The 16095-nt window shown below is 60.1% G+C and carries 18 protein-coding genes; 14 read left to right on the forward strand and 4 right to left on the reverse strand.

What is annotated here, in order from left to right; all coding sequences use genetic code 11:
* The first annotated feature begins 19 nt into the window (after positions 1-19).
* Complete coding sequence (locus ACJ8PN_RS13005) at positions 20-754, forward strand: phosphoadenylyl-sulfate reductase (RefSeq protein ID WP_015376681.1); 735 nt, start codon at positions 20-22, stop codon at positions 752-754.
* A gap of 56 nt (positions 755-810) precedes the next feature.
* Here the strand turns inward: ACJ8PN_RS13005 and ACJ8PN_RS13010 are convergent, their stop codons facing one another.
* Positions 811-1881 carry an aminopeptidase gene (locus ACJ8PN_RS13010; protein ID WP_028127845.1) on the reverse strand — a complete coding sequence of 357 codons (1071 nt, stop codon included), beginning with the start codon at positions 1879-1881 and terminating at the stop codon, positions 811-813.
* Positions 1882-2141: 260 nt separating this feature from the next.
* On the opposite strand from ACJ8PN_RS13010, the gene cysG reads away from it, so the two are divergent.
* From cysG to ACJ8PN_RS13035, 5 genes are all read left to right on the forward strand, one after another.
* Positions 2142-3572: a siroheme synthase CysG gene (cysG, locus tag ACJ8PN_RS13015; protein WP_351107310.1), complete on the forward strand. Its 1431-nt coding sequence runs from the start codon at positions 2142-2144 to the stop codon at positions 3570-3572.
* Positions 3573-3594: 22 nt separating this feature from the next.
* Complete coding sequence (gene cysD, locus ACJ8PN_RS13020) at positions 3595-4503, forward strand: sulfate adenylyltransferase subunit CysD (RefSeq protein WP_004932620.1); 909 nt, start codon at positions 3595-3597, stop codon at positions 4501-4503.
* An 11-nt stretch (positions 4504-4514) separates the two neighbouring features.
* Complete coding sequence (cysN, locus tag ACJ8PN_RS13025; protein ID WP_021505317.1) at positions 4515-5942, forward strand: sulfate adenylyltransferase subunit CysN; 1428 nt, start codon at positions 4515-4517, stop codon at positions 5940-5942.
* Positions 5881-6570, forward strand: coding sequence for an adenylyl-sulfate kinase (cysC, locus tag ACJ8PN_RS13030; protein ID WP_253718506.1), 690 nt, complete (start codon positions 5881-5883; stop codon positions 6568-6570). Before cysN ends, cysC begins: the two co-directional genes overlap by 62 nt.
* 84 nt (positions 6571-6654) lie before the next feature.
* A complete protein-coding gene (locus ACJ8PN_RS13035; RefSeq protein ID WP_004932611.1) occupies positions 6655-6981 on the forward strand; it encodes a DUF3561 family protein in 327 nt (108 codons plus the stop codon).
* Between the two features lie 52 nt (positions 6982-7033).
* On the opposite strand, the gene ACJ8PN_RS13040 is transcribed toward ACJ8PN_RS13035, so the two are convergent.
* The 3 genes from ACJ8PN_RS13040 to ACJ8PN_RS13050 form a co-directional block, all read right to left on the reverse strand.
* Positions 7034-7756, reverse strand: a complete 723-nt coding sequence (locus tag ACJ8PN_RS13040) for an amino acid ABC transporter ATP-binding protein (RefSeq protein ID WP_351107305.1) — start codon at positions 7754-7756, stop codon at positions 7034-7036.
* Positions 7740-8459 (reverse strand): amino acid ABC transporter permease, encoded by a 720-nt coding sequence (locus tag ACJ8PN_RS13045; RefSeq protein ID WP_442535002.1) that lies wholly within the window; start codon positions 8457-8459, stop codon positions 7740-7742. Before ACJ8PN_RS13045 ends, ACJ8PN_RS13040 begins: the two co-directional genes overlap by 17 nt.
* Positions 8460-8572: 113 nt before the next feature.
* Entirely contained in the window at positions 8573-9343 is a 771-nt protein-coding gene (locus tag ACJ8PN_RS13050; RefSeq protein ID WP_171453344.1) for a basic amino acid ABC transporter substrate-binding protein, read from the reverse strand.
* A gap of 403 nt (positions 9344-9746) precedes the next feature.
* On the opposite strand from ACJ8PN_RS13050, the gene ftsB reads away from it, so the two are divergent.
* The 8 genes from ftsB to rpoS all read left to right on the forward strand — a co-directional run bounded on the left by ftsB (position 9747) and on the right by rpoS (position 16052).
* Positions 9747-10067 (forward strand): cell division protein FtsB, encoded by a 321-nt coding sequence (ftsB, locus tag ACJ8PN_RS13055; RefSeq protein ID WP_016929043.1) that lies wholly within the window; start codon positions 9747-9749, stop codon positions 10065-10067.
* A gap of 3 nt (positions 10068-10070) precedes the next feature.
* Positions 10071-10778, forward strand: coding sequence for a 2-C-methyl-D-erythritol 4-phosphate cytidylyltransferase (gene ispD, locus ACJ8PN_RS13060; protein WP_004932598.1), 708 nt, complete (start codon positions 10071-10073; stop codon positions 10776-10778).
* A 10-nt stretch (positions 10779-10788) separates the two neighbouring features.
* Positions 10789-11262 (forward strand): 2-C-methyl-D-erythritol 2,4-cyclodiphosphate synthase, encoded by a 474-nt coding sequence (gene ispF / locus ACJ8PN_RS13065; RefSeq protein WP_004932594.1) that lies wholly within the window; start codon positions 10789-10791, stop codon positions 11260-11262.
* Between the two features lie 4 nt (positions 11263-11266).
* The gene (gene truD, locus ACJ8PN_RS13070) at positions 11267-12313 is read left to right on the forward strand and encodes a tRNA pseudouridine(13) synthase TruD (protein WP_442534993.1); all 1047 of its coding nucleotides are present in this window, start codon (positions 11267-11269) and stop codon (positions 12311-12313) included.
* A complete protein-coding gene (gene surE, locus ACJ8PN_RS13075; protein ID WP_171453346.1) occupies positions 12294-13055 on the forward strand; it encodes a 5'/3'-nucleotidase SurE in 762 nt (253 codons plus the stop codon). The genes truD and surE overlap by 20 nt, the downstream gene beginning before the upstream one ends.
* Positions 13049-13675, forward strand: coding sequence for a protein-L-isoaspartate(D-aspartate) O-methyltransferase (locus ACJ8PN_RS13080; RefSeq protein ID WP_004932585.1), 627 nt, complete (start codon positions 13049-13051; stop codon positions 13673-13675). Before surE ends, ACJ8PN_RS13080 begins: the two co-directional genes overlap by 7 nt.
* Positions 13676-14000: 325 nt before the next feature.
* A complete protein-coding gene (gene nlpD / locus ACJ8PN_RS13085; protein ID WP_015376692.1) occupies positions 14001-14999 on the forward strand; it encodes a murein hydrolase activator NlpD in 999 nt (332 codons plus the stop codon).
* 54 nt (positions 15000-15053) lie between these two features.
* Complete coding sequence (gene rpoS / locus ACJ8PN_RS13090) at positions 15054-16052, forward strand: RNA polymerase sigma factor RpoS (RefSeq protein WP_004932578.1); 999 nt, start codon at positions 15054-15056, stop codon at positions 16050-16052.
* Positions 16053-16095: the final 43 nt, after the last annotated feature.

Consider the following 16095-nt stretch of genomic DNA (forward strand, 5'->3'; position numbering starts at 1 on the left):
AAGTATCAGGAGAGACAACATGGCTGAATTCGATCTGGCGGCGCTGAACGCGTTGCCCAAATCCGGGCAGGCGCTGGCATTGGCGGTGGTCAACGGCCAACTGGAGACCCTCAGCGCCGAACAGCGCGTTGAATGGGCGCTGGAGCATCTGCCCGGCGAGTTCGTACTCTCGTCCAGTTTCGGCATTCAGGCGGCGGTATGCCTGCACCTGGTGACGCGCATCCGGCCGGATATCCCGGTGATCCTGACCGACACCGGTTATCTGTTCCCGGAAACCTATCGCTTTATCGATCAACTGGCCGACCAGCTGAAGCTGAATCTGCAGGTGTTCCGCGCGGAGCAGTCTCCCGCCTGGCAAGAGGCGCGCTATGGCAAGCTGTGGGAGCAGGGCGTAGAAGGGATTGAAAAATACAACCAGATCAACAAGGTCGAGCCGATGAACCGCGCGCTGGAGACGCTGGGCGCGCAGAGCTGGTTCGCCGGCCTGCGGCGCGAGCAGTCCGGCAGCCGCGCCAATCTGCCGGTCCTGGCGGTGCAGCGTGGGGTGTTCAAGATCCTGCCGATCATCGACTGGGACAACCGCAAGATTTACCAGTATCTGACTGAACACGGGCTGAGCTATCACCCGCTGTGGGAGCAGGGCTACCTGTCGGTAGGTGATACACACACCACCCAGAAGTGGGAGCCGGGCATGAGCGAGGAAGAGACGCGTTTCTTCGGCCTGAAGCGCGAGTGTGGCCTGCACGAAGGCTAAACGGCGTGATTGACATGACAGGGCTCAGCAATGCTGGGCCCTGTTTTTTTTGCGGGCTACTTTTTCTTCTGTGCTTTCGGCGGGTGCGCCTGCGCCAGCTCTTTGATCAGCGGCAGCAGGATCTGCACGCTGTCGCGGCTGCGTTTGTCGATCCGCCCCGGCAGGTAGCGATCCAGATACTGCAGATTGTCATACTGCGGACGGTGCCAGGTGATGCCCTGCGGGAAGTGCGGGCTGACGGCGCGCTGCTGGTAGCCATCTTTGTCGCCCAGCGACCAGTTGGTGGCCTCCACCGACAGCACCGGGATGCCCGCGGCGTCGAACACCTCTTGATCGGAGCAGCAGCCGGTGCCCTTCGGGTGCTGTGCGCTGCCCGGATTGGTGGCGGCGGCGATGCCGTAGCGGTGGGCGATATCCAGCGCGCGATCGCGGGAGCGCTTCGCCATCTGCGGCGGCGTGTTGCGCCCGGCGTTGAAATACAGACGATCGCCGGTGATCAGGCTGTCGAGGTTGATCACCAGCACGGTGTTGCTTTTCTCTTCCGCGCTCATGCGTTGCAGGTAGTTCTGCGCCCCCAGTGAACCGATCTCTTCGGCGCTGGTGGCGACGAAGCGCAGGCCGTAGGCGGTGGGGATGTTCTTCAGGCGTTCCGCCAGTTCCAGCATCACACCGATGCCGGAGGCGTTGTCGTCGACGCCCTGCAGCGTCAAGCCGCCGAGGTTGTTATCCAGATCCTCGTCGCTCTGCGGCGTATAGGTGTCGAAGTGGGCGACGACCACGATCTGTTTTGGGCTGTCGCCGTTGCGGGCGGCGATCACCGAGCTGGCGGTGACGTTGTTCCAGTTCTTCTTGCCGTCTTTGCTGGTGTAGAGATAGCGCGTATTGACGCTGCGAATGTCGCTTTGGTAGCCCATCTTGCTGAATTGCTGCTTCAGATAGTCGGCGGTGAGCAATTCGGCCGGGCTGCCCGCCATGCGGCCGGGGAAGTAAGTGGCGATGTGGCGGGTCTGTTCGGCGGCGAAACGGCCCATTGGCGCGTCTTTTACGGGCTGTGCGGCACAAACGCTGAAGACGCCGCCGAGTGCGAGGGCCAGCAGGCTGGTCTTCAGGTAAAAACGGGAAAACATACCGAAAAATCCTTCTTTGCTATCGGCGCTGCCGATCATTTTTCTTCGGCACCCAGTATGAGACGCCGGGCGGCATTACACAATTTCCCTGTCTCTTAATTTCGCGCGAATGCGCAAACCGCCGCCGTGAGTATTACCGTTTGCCTCCTGCGTTGCGGCCTATATTCCATAAAGGAACTAATCATTCCTTTTCGTCATTTCAGAGGCTAAATCTCAGCCCGTATAGTCACACTATCTTTCTGTTATATGAAAAGGCTGTTGTGGACTATCTACCAATATTCGCCGACCTGAAACAACGCCCGGTGCTGGTCGTTGGCGGTGGTGACGTGGCGGCGCGCAAAGTCGATCTGCTTCAGCGCGCCGGGGCTGAAATACGGATAGTTGCGCAGTCGCTCTCACCGGAACTGGAACAACAACGTCAGCAAGGGCGGGTGCTCTGGCTGGGGAAAACCTTTGATCCGCAGCAGTTGGACGACGTGTTTCTGGCGATCGCCGCCACGGACGACAACGCGCTGAACGCAGCGGTGTTCGCCGAGGCGGATAAACGCCGGGTGTTGGCCAACGTGGTGGACGATCAGCCGCGCTGCTCGTTCATTTTCCCGTCGATCATCGATCGCTCGCCGCTGGTGGTGGCGGTGTCGTCCAGCGGCCAGGCGCCGGTGCTGGCGCGACTGCTGCGCGAAAAGCTGGAGGCGTTATTGCCCACCAGTTTGGGGCAGATGGCGCAGGTAGCGGGCCGCTGGCGCGGCCAGGTCAAACAGCGGTTGGCTTCGATCGGCGAACGTCGCCGTTTCTGGGAGAAAACCTTCGGCGGCCGTTTCGCCACGCTGGTGGCCAGCGGCCAGACGGCGCAGGCGGAACGGCAGCTGGAGCAGGATTTACACCGCTTCGTCGCAGGCGATGAGGGCGCACAGGGCGAGATCGCCCTGGTGGGCGCCGGGCCGGGCGACGTGGGGTTGTTGACCCTGCGCGGGTTGCAGGTGATGCAGCAGGCGGACGTGGTGCTGTATGACCATCTGGTCAGCGGCGAGATCCTCGATCTGGTGCGGCGCGACGCCGAGCGCATCTGCGTGGGCAAGCGCGCCGGCGCGCACTCGGTGATCCAGGAAGAGACCAACCGGCTGCTGGTGGAGCTGGCGCAGCAGGGCAAACGGGTGGTGCGCCTCAAGGGGGGCGATCCGTTCATCTTCGGCCGCGGCGGCGAAGAGCTGCAGGTGGCCGCCGCCGCCGGCATTCCGTTCCAGGTGGTGCCGGGCGTCACGGCCGCCGCGGGGGCGACCGCCTACGCCGGCATTCCGCTGACGCATCGCGACCATGCGCAGAGCGTGACTTTTATCACCGGCCACTGCCGCCCGGACGGCGATGGCCTGGACTGGGCCGATCTGGCCCGGGCGCGGCAAACGCTGGCTATCTACATGGGCACCATGAAGGCGGCGGACATCAGCCAACGCCTGATCGCCCACGGCCGCGACGCTGCGACGCCGGTGGCGGTGATCAGCCGCGGCACGCGCGCCGATCAGCAGGTGCAGATCGGCACGCTGGAACAACTGGAATATCTGGCCCAACGGGCGCCGTTGCCGGCGCTGCTGGTGATCGGCGAGGTGGTGGAACTGCACCACCAAATCGCCTGGTTCGGGCATCAATCGCAGACGGAAGGGGCCGTGCGCCCGGCCGTCGTGAATTTGGCATAGGCAAGGCTTTTAAGGACCTGTTATGGACGAAAAACGACTCACTCATTTGCGGCAATTGGAGGCGGAGAGTATCCATATCATCCGTGAAGTCGCCGCTGAATTCGCCAACCCGGTGATGCTGTATTCCATTGGCAAAGACTCTTCCGTGATGCTGCACCTGGCGCGCAAGGCGTTCTTCCCCGGCACGCTGCCGTTCCCGCTGCTGCACGTCGATACCGGCTGGAAATTCCGCGAAATGTACGAATTCCGCGATCGCACCGCGAAGGAGTACGGCTTTGAGCTGCTGGTGCATAAAAACCCGGAAGGGGTGGCGATGGGCATCAACCCGTTCGTGCACGGCAGCGCCAAGCATACCGACATCATGAAGACCGAGGGCCTGAAACAGGCGTTGAACAAGTACGGTTTTGACGCCGCCTTCGGCGGTGCGCGGCGCGATGAGGAGAAATCGCGCGCCAAAGAGCGCATCTACTCGTTCCGCGATCGCTTCCACCGCTGGGATCCGAAAAATCAGCGGCCGGAGCTGTGGCACAACTACAACGGCCAGATCAACAAAGGGGAGAGCATCCGCGTCTTCCCGCTGTCGAACTGGACCGAGCTGGATATCTGGCAGTACATCTTCCTGGAAAAGATCGACATCGTGCCGCTGTACCTGGCGAAACCGCGCCCGGTGGTGGAGCGCGACGGCATGCTGATGATGGTGGACGACGATCGTATCGATCTGCAGCCGGGTGAAGTGATCAGCCAGCGCATGGTGCGTTTCCGCACTCTGGGGTGCTGGCCACTGACCGGCGCGGTGGATTCGCAGGCGCAAACCCTGCCGGAGATCATCGAAGAGATGCTGGTCTCCACCACCAGCGAACGCCAGGGGCGGATGATCGATCGCGATCAGTCCGGCTCCATGGAGCTGAAAAAGCGTCAAGGGTATTTCTAAGGAGCCGCCGGATGAACAACGCAATTGCACAACAAATCGCTGACCAGGGCGGCGTCGAGTCCTATCTGCACGCGCAGCAGCATAAGAGCCTGCTGCGCTTTCTGACCTGCGGCAGCGTCGACGACGGCAAAAGCACCCTGATTGGCCGCCTGCTGCACGACACCCGCCAGATCTACGAGGATCAGCTGTCGACGCTGCACAGCGACAGCAAACGCATCGGCACCCAGGGCGAAAAGCTCGATCTGGCGCTGCTGGTGGACGGCCTGCAGGCCGAGCGCGAGCAGGGCATCACCATCGACGTGGCCTATCGCTATTTCTCGACCGAAAAACGTAAGTTTATCATCGCCGATACCCCGGGGCATGAGCAGTATACCCGCAACATGGCCACCGGCGCCTCGACCTGCGATCTGGCGATCCTGTTGATCGACGCGCGCAAAGGGGTGTTGGATCAGACTCGCCGCCACAGCTTTATCGCTACCCTGCTGGGTATTCGCCATCTGGTGGTCGCGGTAAACAAAATGGATCTGGTGGACTATCAGGAAGCGGTGTTCGAGCAGTTCAAACAGGATTACCTGACCTTCGCCCAGCAGCTGCCTGGCGATCTGGACATCAAGTTCGTGCCGCTGTCGGCGCTGGACGGCGACAACGTGGCGAGCGAAAGCGCCCATATGCCGTGGTACAGCGGCCCGACGCTGCTGGAAGTGCTGGAGAGCGTTGACGTGATCAGCGAGCGAGAAAACCAGCCGCTGCGCTTCCCGGTGCAGTACGTCAACCGCCCGAACCTCGATTTCCGCGGCTATGCCGGCACGCTGTCCGCCGGCGTAGTGCGGGTGGGGCAACGCATCAAAGTGCTGCCTTCCGGCGTGGAGTCCAGCGTGGCGCGTATCGTGACCTTCGACGGCGATCTGCAAGAAGCGGTGCCGGGCGAGGCGATTACGCTGGTGCTGAAAGATGAAGTGGACATCAGCCGCGGCGATTTGCTGGTCGACGCCGGAGAAAGTCTGCAGGCGGCGCAGAGCGCGCGGGTGGACGTGGTATGGATGGCCGAGCAGCCGCTGGTGCCGGGCCAGAGCTACGACATCAAGATCGCCGGCAAAAAGACCCGCGCCCGCGTGGAGAGCATTCGCCATCAGGTGGAGATCAACACGCTGGCGCAACACCCGGCCGACACATTGCCGCTCAACGGCATCGGGTTGGTGGAGCTGACCTTCGACGAACCGCTGGTGCTGGACAGCTATCAGAGCAATCACGACACCGGCGGGCTGATCTTCATCGATCGCATGAGCAACGTGACGGTTGGCGCCGGTCTGGTGCGTGAAACGCTGCAGGATGCCTCGGCGGCGCGCGGCGAATTCAGCGCCTTCGAGCTGGAGCTGAATGCGCTGGTGCGCAAGCACTTCCCGCATTGGGGCGCACGCGATCTGCTCGGTGGCCGATAAGGTGGCCGCTGAACTGAGGGCGACCGGGCCGGACGATGAGAACGTGGTTTGGCATCCGCATGCGGTGACGCGTGCGGATCGCGAAGCGCGCAACGGCCACTGCGGCGCGGTGCTGTGGTTTACCGGGCTGTCCGGCTCGGGCAAATCCACCGTCGCCGGCGCGCTGGAGCAGGCGCTGCATGGGCTTGGCGTCAGCACCTATCTGCTGGACGGCGATAACGTGCGCCACGGTCTGTGCCGCGATCTCGGCTTCTCCGACGAGGATCGGCGCGAGAACATTCGCCGGGTGGGGGAAGTGGCCAAGCTGATGGTGGACGCCGGGCTGGTGGTGCTGACCGCGTTCATTTCGCCGCATCGCGCCGAGCGGCAAATGGTGCGCGAGATGCTCGGCGACGATCGCTTTATCGAGGTGTTTGTCGACACGCCGTTGGCGATCTGCGAGGCGCGCGATCCGAAAGGGTTGTATAAAAAAGCGCGCGCCGGCGAGCTGCGCAATTTCACCGGTATCGACGCGGTTTATGAGGCGCCGCAGCAGCCGGAAATCCACCTCGACGGCCAACAATTGGTAACAAATTTGATTGCGCAATTGTTAGACGTGTTGCGTGGTCAGGCTATTATCAAACCCTGAATTCAAAAAAAGCGTGTGGCGTTTTTCGCCATGCGCTTTTTACTCTAAGCCGCCGCAGAGCGAGCCGAATAACCAGGGATCACTATGCAAAATGTCACGCCTATCTTGATCGACTCCAAGCAGTCAAAACAGGAGAGAGAGGAGCCTTCTTATTCTTTCCTGGGCGGCGTCAGCGGCTTTGTTTTCTACTGGCTGGCGTTCGCGTTGCCGTTTCTGGTTTACGGTTCCAACACGCTGTTTTTCCTGCTCTATACCTGGCCGTTCTTCCTGGCGCTGATGCCGCTGTCGGTGCTGATCGGCATCACCCTCAGCATGCTGTTGCGCGGCCGTCTGATCCTGACGCTGCTGCTGACCGGCGCGATCGTGCTGTGCCTGTTCTGGCTGGTGTTCAGCTTCCTGACCGGGTGGTGATAGAGCGGGCGCCGAGGCCGGCGCCCGCAGGATTGCAAAGCCGTGCCGAAGGTTACAAAACTTTGCTCAAAAATGCCTGAGTGCGCGGATTGGACGGGTGACTGAAGATCTGCTGCGGCTGCCCCTCTTCCTGAATGATCCCCTGATCGATAAACAGTACCCGGTCGGCCACCTCGCGGGCAAAGCCCATCTCATGCGTGACGACCACCATGGTCATGCCCTCGTGGGCCAGTGATTTCATCACCGCCAACACTTCGCCCACCAGCTCAGGATCGAGTGCGGAGGTCGGCTCGTCGAACAGCATGATCTTCGGCTCCATCGCCAGCGCGCGGGCGATCGCTACCCGCTGCTGCTGGCCGCCGGACAGGCTGTTGGGATAGGCGTCGATCTTGTCGAGCAGGCCGACCTTGAGCAGCAGCTGTTCTGCTTGCGCGATGGCTTCGGCGCGCGGCTGTTTCTTCACGCTCATTGGCGCCATGATGATATTTTCCAACACCGTCATGTGCGGGAACAGATTGAAACGCTGGAACACCATGCCCACGCTTTCCCGCATCTTATTCAGGTCGGTTTTCTGATCGTGGACGGCGAAACCGTTGACTTCGATCTCGCCGCCGGAGAGTGTTTCCAGCGCATTGATGCAGCGCAGGAAGGTGCTTTTGCCCGAGCCGGAAGGGCCGATGACGCACACCACTTCGTTGGCGGCGATCTGGCAAGAAATGCCGCGCAGCACGTGGCTTTCGCCGAACTGTTTTTGCAGATTATGTACGCGAATCACTTTTACCGAACCTCTTTTCCATGTGCTGCACCAGCAGCGAGAGCAGGAAGGTGATGACCCAATAGACCAGCGAAATGGTCAGATAGGGCTCCCAGTAGGTGGCGTAGGCGCCGGAGGCGGTACGGGCGGCATAGGCCAAATCCGCCAGGCCGATGGCGGAGGCCAGCGACGAATCCTTGACGATGGCGATGGCGTTGTTGCCCAGCGGCGGCAGCATGCGGCGGAAGGCCTGCGGCAGGATCACCTGGCGCATGGTCTTGCCGTAGCTCATGCCCAGCGAGCGTGAGGCTTCCATCTGGCCGCGGTCGATCGACTGGATCCCGGCGCGGAAGATTTCCGACACATAGGCACCGGCGTTGAGCGTGATCGCCACCACGCAGGAGAGAAAGGCGCCGTAGTCGGCGCGCAGCGCGCGAGCGAAATCGACGCTCATTAGACCGCTGGTGACCAGCAGGCCGTCGCGCGGATTGATGAACAACGGCACTAGCGCGAAGTGCACCACCATGATCTGCACGAACAGTGGCGTGCCGCGAAAGGCGCTGATGTAGATGCGTACCGGCCACTGAACGCCGTAATGCAGGATGGGTTTCCAGATGCCGTGCGGCGCCTGCGCCAAACGGCCCAGCCCGAGGATCAAGCCCCAGGTGGTGCCCAGCAGCACGCAGATAATGGTGCATTTGATGGTCATCCAGGCGCCTTCCATAAACAGCGGCGCGTATTCCTGGATGATCTCCCAGCGGAAGTTCAAGGGGTATTCCTTCTTGGTAGGCTGAACGGTGGTGCGCCGGCGGCCTGGTGGGCGCCGGCGACAGGGGATTATTCCGCCGGCAGCGTCGGTACGTTGCTGTCGAACCAGGTTTGGTAGATCTTGGCGTAGGTGCCGTCGGCGACGATCTTCTTCAGGCCGGCGTTGATCTTGTTGCGTAGCTCATCGTTGCCCTTGGCGACGGCGATGCCGAAATACTGGCGCTCGAACTTGGCGTCGGGCACCAGCTTGAAGGCTTTCTCCGGATGGGTTTTGATATAGAACTTGGCCACGCCGACGTCGCCGACCGCCGCGCCGATGCCGTCTTCATACAGCTCCTGCAGCATCAGCGGGGTATTGTCGAAGCGTTTGATGGCGGTGCTGTTTTTGCCCAGCACGTCGGACACCACGATGTCGCCGGTGCTGGAGTTCACCACGCCGACCTTCAGCGCTTTCAGCGCGGCGATGGAGTCCACCGTCGAGTCTTGCGGCACCACGATGGCCTGCTCAGCCGGGAAGTAAGGCGCAGAGAAATCAACCATCTGCTTGCGCTTATCGGTGATGGTAATGCCGGAAATGATGATATCGCGATCGCCGGAGTTCAGCGTGGCGAAGATCCCTTCCCACGGCGTATTGATCAGTTTGATTTGGAAGCCTTCGGCCTTGGCCACCGCCTTGATGATGTCGATGTCGAAGCCTTCCAGCTGCTTTTGGCTGTTTTCAAATTCAAATGGCCGATAGGTGCCGCCGGAGCCGACGACGTAGGTGGGTTCAGCCGCCAACGCAGCGATGGAGAAGGTGGCGGCCAGGCAGGTGCCGATCAGAACTAAACGTTTTAACATCGCGATCCCCGATAATGAATGGTTATATATTGGAATTATTTATGCACTATGAGTGCATAAAAATAAGCTTCAATGAATGAAAGTGCAACCGCTGCATGACGATTCTTCTCTCTATGGTGTTAAATATTCACTTTTTGCTTTGCTGTGGCGTAAGCGATGTGTCAGGAAGCGGTGATGCAGTGATTCTTGCTGCATAATGGAGGTAGGGCAGTGTGTGTCTCATTGGAAAACGCGGCGCGTGCGCCGAGCCAAAGGGGCGTTTTTTGCCGCTTTCGCAGCGGAATTAGGCGATAAACACGGGAACCCTTCATCCGTATTCTGAATTTGGCGTTGAAATGCCGCTCTCAGTGTGGAGTCCAACGAGAAGTTGTGGGATGATTGGTCGGTTTTTCAGGGGGCGGAGATGGGAAAACTTACGCTGCTATTGCTGGCATTGCTCGGTTGGTTACAGTATTCACTGTGGCTGGGCAAAAATGGTATTCACGATTACGTGCGGGTCAATGAAGACGTTGCGGTCCAGCAGGGCAACAACGCCAAGTTGAAAGCGCGTAACGATCAGCTGTTTGCCGAAATCGATGATTTGAACGGCGGTCAGGAAGCGATCGAAGAGCGAGCGCGTAATGAGCTGGGCATGATCAAGCCCGGTGAGACTTTCTATCGTCTGGTTCCTGACCAATCCAGGCGCAACGCGGCGTCTTCTTCGCAAAACAACGCACAAAAATAACGCATGAATCACTCCGCAGGTACCTTTCCCTCGGTGATTGCCGTCCTGCCCGCTGCCGGTATCGGCAGCCGCATGCAGGCGGAATGCCCGAAACAATATTTAACCATCGGCCGGCACAGCATCGTCGAACACGCCATCCACGCCCTGTTGCGCCACCCGCGCATTGAACGGGTGATCGTGGCGATCGGCCCGGAAGATCGTCAGTTCGAACGGCTGCCCATCGCTCAGGATCCGCGGGTGACCGTCACCGAGGGCGGCAAACAGCGCGCCGATTCGGTGATGGCCGGGTTGAAACTGGCGGGTGATGCGGACTGGGTGCTGGTGCACGACGCTGCGCGCCCCTGCCTGCACGCCGACGATCTCGAGCGCCTGCTGGCGATCACCGCACACAGCAAGGTGGGCGGCATTCTCGCCGCGCCGGTGCGCGACACCATGAAGCGCGCCGAACCTGGCCGCGACACCATCGCCCACACCGTTGAACGGCAGGATCTGTGGCATGCGCTGACGCCGCAGCTGTTTCCGCTGCCGCTGCTCAAGCAGTGCCTGCAGCGCGCGCTGGATGAAGGCGCGAACGTCACCGACGAAGCCTCGGCGCTGGAGCATTGCGGCTATCATCCGCTGCTGATCGCCGGCCGGGCGGACAACATTAAAGTAACGCGGCCGGAGGATTTGGCGCTGGCGGCGTTCTATTTGACCCAGTTAGACAATTAAGGAGCGCATCATGCGTATCGGTCACGGTTTTGACGTACATAAATTCGGCGGCGAAGGCCCGTTGGTGATCGGCGGTGTTCGCATCCCTTACGACAAAGGTTTGTTGGCCCACTCCGACGGTGACGTCGCGCTGCATGCCGCCACCGACGCCTTGCTGGGCGCGGCGGCGCTGGGCGATATCGGCAAGCTGTTCCCCGATACCGATCCGGCCTTCAAGGGCGCGGACAGCCGCGAGCTGCTGCGCGAAGCCTGGAAACGCATCCGCGCCAAAGGTTACCGCCTCGGCAACCTCGACATCACGATTATTGCCCAGGCGCCGAAAATGGCGCCGCACATCCCGCAGATGCGCGTCTTCCTGGCGGAAGACCTGCAGTGCCATATGGATGACGTCAACGTGAAGGCCACCACCACCGAGCAGCTCGGTTTCACCGGGCGCGGCGAGGGCATCGCGTGCGAAGCGGTCGCCTTGCTGATCAAGGAATAACCGCATGGATATGGCGAATCTGACCTGGCTGCATGGCCGGCCGCAGAGTTCCGGGGTGTTGAAAGCCAATCCGGAAGATTTCGTGGTGGTCGAAGATCTGGGTTTTGCACCGGACGGCGAAGGTGAGCACGTGCTGGTAAATATCCGTAAAAACGGCTGCAATACCCAGTTCGTGGCCGACTATCTGGCGCGCTTCGCCGGTATTCACGCCCGTTCTGTCAGCTATGCCGGTTTGAAGGATCGCCACGCGGTGACCGAGCAGTGGTTCTGCCTGCATATGCCGGGTAAGGACACGCCGGATTTCTCACAGTTTGCGCTGGAAGGCTGCGAGGTGCTCTCGTTCGCCCGCCACCTGCGCAAAATGCGCATCGGCAATCTGAAGGGCAACCACTTTACGCTGGTGCTGCGCCAGATTTCCGATCGGCAGGACGTGGAACGTCGCCTGCAGGCTATCGCCGCGCAGGGCGTGCCGAACTATTTCGGCAGCCAACGCTTCGGCCGCGGCGGCAACAACCTGGTGATGGCGCGCCGCTGGGCGAACGACGAAATTCGTGTCAAAGAGCGCAGTAAGCGCAGCTTCTACCTGTCCGCCAGCCGCAGCGCGCTGTTCAATCTGATCGCGAGCCAACGCCTGGCTGACGGGCTGCAGCGTACCGTGCTGGAAGGGGATGCCCTGCAGCTGAGTGGGCGCGGCAGCTGGTTCGTCGCCAAAGCCGATGAGCTGGAGACGTTGCAGCAACGGCTGGATGCCGGCGAGCTGGCGATCACGGCTTCCTTGCCGGGCGACGGAGAACCAGGCACCGCCGGCCAAGCCTTGGCTTTTGAACAACAATGCTTGGCGGAACAACCGGAATTGCTTACGCTTTTAAAGCGCGAGCGTGTCGAACCCGCTCGCCGGGCCCTGCTGTTGCAGCCGCAAAATTTGCAGTGGAACTGGTGGGATGACGTTACCGTGGAACTGCGCTTCTGGCTGCCGGCGGGCAGCTTTGCTACCAGCGTGGTTCGCGAGATCATGCGGCAGGATAACAGTGATGCGGATATTGCTGAGTAACGATGACGGCGTCAGCGCCCCGGGCATTCAGGTGCTGGCGGCGGCGCTGCGGGAATTCGCCGAAGTGCAGGTCGTGGCGCCGGATCGTAACCGCAGCGGCTCTTCCAATGCTTTAACGCTGGAGTCGCCGTTGCGCACGCAGACGCTGGCCAACGGGGATATTGCGGTGTTGCAAGGGACGCCGACCGACTGCGTTTACCTTGGCGTCAACGCATTGATGCGCCCGGCGCCCGATATCGTGGTATCCGGCATTAACGCCGGGCCGAATTTGGGCGACGACGTTATCTATTCCGGCACCGTCGCGGCGGCGATGGAGGGCCGGCACCTGGGGTTGCCTGCCTTGGCGGTGTCGCTGAACGGCCACCGGCACTACGCGACCGCCGCCGCCATTACCTGCCGCATCCTGCGCGCGCTGCAGCGCGAACCGCTACGTACCGGAAAAATTCTGAATATTAACGTGCCGGATCTGCCGCTGGATGAGATCAAAGGCCTGCGCGTTACCCGCTGCGGCAGCCGCCATCCCGCCGACAAGGTCTTCTGCCAGCAGGATCCGCGCGGACAAAATATCTACTGGATCGGGCCGCCTGGTGATAAATTTGATGCCGGGCCGGATACCGACTTTGCGGCGGTGGAACAAGGCTATGTGGCGATAACGCCGCTGCAGGTGGATTTAACCGCCTACGCGGCGCAAGAAGTCGTGAAAACATGGTTAACCAAGGCAGAGGTTAGCGGGGAATGGTGAATAAGCGCATGCAAACATTGCTGACGCAGCTGCGGCAGCAGGGGATCCGAGACGAAAAGCTGCTGCGGGCGATCGAAGCGGTGCCGCGCGAGCGTTTTGTCGATGAAGCGCTGGATCATAAGGCCTACGAAAACACCGCATTGCCGATCGGTTCCGGTCAGACCATTTCCCAGCCTTATATGGTGGCGCGGATGACCGAGCTGCTGAATCTGAAACCTACCTCAAGGGTGCTGGAGATCGGTACCGGTTCCGGTTATCAAACCGCTATCCTGGCGCATCTGGTGCAACACGTTTGTTCCGTCGAACGCATCAAGGGGCTGCAGTGGCAGGCCAAGCGCCGCCTGAAACAGCTCGATCTTCACAATGTTTCCACCCGCCACGGCGACGGCTGGCAGGGTTGGGCGTCGCGCGGCCCGTTCGATGCGATCATCGTCACTGCCGCGCCGCCGGAGATCCCGCAGGCACTGGTGGAGCAGCTGGACGACGGCGGCATTTTGGTGTTGCCGGTGGGCGAGCAGGCCCAAACCCTCAAACGCATTCAGCGTCATGGCAACGATTTCGTTGTCGATGCGGTAGAGGCGGTGCGCTTTGTGCCGTTGGTGAAAGGCGAATTGGCCTAGCGATTGTCTGAATTTTCGACCGTCTGCAAAATCTGTTGCACTTTCATCATGGCCGGATAAGGTTTTCTCGTTCCAATCAGGCTAATTTTCACTAGAATTGGCCTTTCTACGTAGTTGTCTTATGGTGCGACAACGCCAATGTGGTTAGCATTGGCGCGCGTTTTGATGCTCCGGCGCGAGATGACCTGGCGTTCAGGGATCGGCCGGCGGCGCCTTTACATCGCAGAAACTGGGAAGTGGCAAAAGCTCGGCTACGATGTAAAGGGTATTTTGGATATATCACTGATATTGCTGTCATGGGGGAAGCATGAGCACGGGAAGCCCAATGATTACGTTACGCCGGGTAGCGGTGTGTACGATGGTAAGTTTGTGGTTGGCGGGTTGTACGAATACGGCCTCGACGTCGGCTCCTATCAGCAGCGTGGGGGGCGGCGGTGCCGCTCCATCCGGCAATAATAATGGCGGAGTGCAGCAGGCCAGCCCAGAGGGCCGCATTGTCTATAACCGCAGTTATAACGCCATTCCTAAAGGGAGTTACAGCGGCGGCGAAACTTATACGGTCAAGCGCGGCGACACGCTGTTTTATATCGCCTGGATCACCGGCAATGATTTCCGCGACCTGGCGCAGCGCAACAATATTCCCGAGCCATACAGCCTGAATGTTGGCCAAACCATTCAGCTTGGTAATGGTTCTGCCAACGGCGGCGGCGGCATGTTGGCGACGACAGATGCGACCAAAGGCGGTGTTCCGAAGCCACCTTCCAGCTCCCAGATCCAGACGGCAACGGTTGATTCTCAATCAACTAACGCGTATTCTGAAAACTCGGGTAAACAGAATGTAGGTAAGATGTTACCTGCAGCAGGTGCCGCAGCGGTTGGGACCGCGACTGCGCCTGTTACCGCGCCGGAAGCCGCTCCACCTGTGAGCAGCACCGTCAGCAACAGCGCTCCGGTCAGTACCTGGAGATGGCCGACTGACGGTAAGGTTATTGATAACTTTTCCTCATCAGAAGGTGGGAATAAGGGTGTCGATATCGCCGGTTCCCGTGGGCAGCCTATTTTCGCTACCGCCGATGGCCGCGTAGTGTATGCAGGCAACGCTTTACGGGGTTACGGTAATCTAATCATCATCAAACATAATGATGATTACCTGAGCGCCTACGCTCATAACGACACAATGCTGGTCCGGGAACAACAAGAAGTGAAGGCGGGTCAAAAAATAGCCACCATGGGTAGCACCGGTACCAGTTCAGTACGTTTGCATTTTGAAATTCGTTACAAGGGGAAATCCGTAAACCCGCTGCGTTATCTTCCGCAGCGATAGATTGGGCAGAATACGCTGAGATTCTGCTCGCGGTATCACGGGTAGGAGCAGCATATGAGCCAAAATACGCTGAAAGTTAACGAGTTACATGATGATGCGGATTTCGACGAGAATGGAGCTGAGGCCGAGTCGTTTGATGAAAAAGCGCTGGTAGAAGAAGAGACCAGCGAGAACGATTTAGCGGAAGAAGAGCTGTTGTCTCAAGGCGTTACGCAACGCGTATTGGATGCGACGCAGCTCTATCTGGGTGAGATCGGTTATTCACCTCTGCTGACCGCAGAGGAAGAAGTCTATTTTGCGCGGCGTGCTCTGCGCGGTGACGTGCCGTCCCGCCGCCGCATGATTGAAAGCAACCTGCGGCTGGTGGTGAAAATCGCCCGCCGCTACAGCAACCGCGGCCTGGCACTGCTGGATCTGATCGAAGAGGGTAACCTCGGTCTGATTCGCGCAGTGGAAAAATTCGACCCGGAACGCGGCTTCCGCTTCTCCACTTATGCAACCTGGTGGATCCGTCAGACGATTGAACGGGCGATCATGAACCAAACCCGTACCATTCGTTTGCCTATCCATATCGTCAAAGAACTGAATGTCTATCTGCGCACCGCGCGCGAGCTTTCCCACAAGCTGGATCATGAACCGAGCGCTGAAGAAATTGCCGAGCAACTCGACAAGCCGGTGGATGACGTCAGCCGCATGCTGCGCCTGAATGAGCGCATCACCTCGGTGGATACGCCGCTGGGCGGGGATTCGGAGAAAGCGCTGCTGGACATTCTGGCCGACGAGAAGGACAACGGGCCTGAAGACACCACGCAAGATGACGATATGAAGCAAAGCATCGTCAAATGGTTGTTCGAACTGAACGCCAAACAGCGTGAAGTGTTGGCGCGTCGTTTCGGCCTGCTGGGCTATGAAGCGGCGACGCTGGAAGACGTAGGCCGGGAGATTGGCCTGACGCGCGAGCGCGTCCGTCAGATTCAGGTAGAAGGTCTGCGCCGTCTGCGTGAGATTTTGCAGATGCAAGGCCTGAGCATTGAGGCGCTGTTCCGCGAATAACGCCGGTTGTTGAACCGCATCAAATAAAAACGGTGAGCATGAT

It is taken from the genome of Serratia sp. CY76391, assembly GCF_052166695.1.
Lineage (GTDB): Bacteria > Pseudomonadota > Gammaproteobacteria > Enterobacterales > Enterobacteriaceae > Serratia > Serratia nematodiphila.

Bases quoted from the DNA above. Each gene is read 5' to 3' on its own strand.
- ACJ8PN_RS13050 (WP_171453344.1), bottom strand. From the start codon at position 9,343: ATGTTAAAACGTTTAGTTCTGATCGGCACCTGCCTGGCCGCCACCTTC.
- ACJ8PN_RS13035 (WP_004932611.1), top strand. From the start codon at position 6,655: ATGCAAAATGTCACGCCTATCTTGATCGACTCCAAGCAGTCAAAACAG.
- cysD (WP_004932620.1), top strand. From the start codon at position 3,595: ATGGACGAAAAACGACTCACTCATTTGCGGCAATTGGAGGCGGAGAGT.
- ACJ8PN_RS13005 (WP_015376681.1), top strand. From the start codon at position 20: ATGGCTGAATTCGATCTGGCGGCGCTGAACGCGTTGCCCAAATCCGGG.
- nlpD (WP_015376692.1), top strand. From the start codon at position 14,001: ATGATTACGTTACGCCGGGTAGCGGTGTGTACGATGGTAAGTTTGTGG.
- ACJ8PN_RS13010 (WP_028127845.1), bottom strand. From the start codon at position 1,881: ATGTTTTCCCGTTTTTACCTGAAGACCAGCCTGCTGGCCCTCGCACTC.
- cysN (WP_021505317.1), top strand. From the start codon at position 4,515: ATGAACAACGCAATTGCACAACAAATCGCTGACCAGGGCGGCGTCGAG.
- ACJ8PN_RS13080 (WP_004932585.1), top strand. From the start codon at position 13,049: ATGGTGAATAAGCGCATGCAAACATTGCTGACGCAGCTGCGGCAGCAG.
- rpoS (WP_004932578.1), top strand. From the start codon at position 15,054: ATGAGCCAAAATACGCTGAAAGTTAACGAGTTACATGATGATGCGGAT.
- ispF (WP_004932594.1), top strand. From the start codon at position 10,789: ATGCGTATCGGTCACGGTTTTGACGTACATAAATTCGGCGGCGAAGGC.
- ispD (WP_004932598.1), top strand. From the start codon at position 10,071: ATGAATCACTCCGCAGGTACCTTTCCCTCGGTGATTGCCGTCCTGCCC.
- cysC (WP_253718506.1), top strand. From the start codon at position 5,881: ATGCGCTGGTGCGCAAGCACTTCCCGCATTGGGGCGCACGCGATCTGC.
- ACJ8PN_RS13045 (WP_442535002.1), bottom strand. From the start codon at position 8,459: ATGGAAGGCGCCTGGATGACCATCAAATGCACCATTATCTGCGTGCTG.
- truD (WP_442534993.1), top strand. From the start codon at position 11,267: ATGGATATGGCGAATCTGACCTGGCTGCATGGCCGGCCGCAGAGTTCC.
- surE (WP_171453346.1), top strand. From the start codon at position 12,294: ATGCGGATATTGCTGAGTAACGATGACGGCGTCAGCGCCCCGGGCATT.
- ftsB (WP_016929043.1), top strand. From the start codon at position 9,747: ATGGGAAAACTTACGCTGCTATTGCTGGCATTGCTCGGTTGGTTACAG.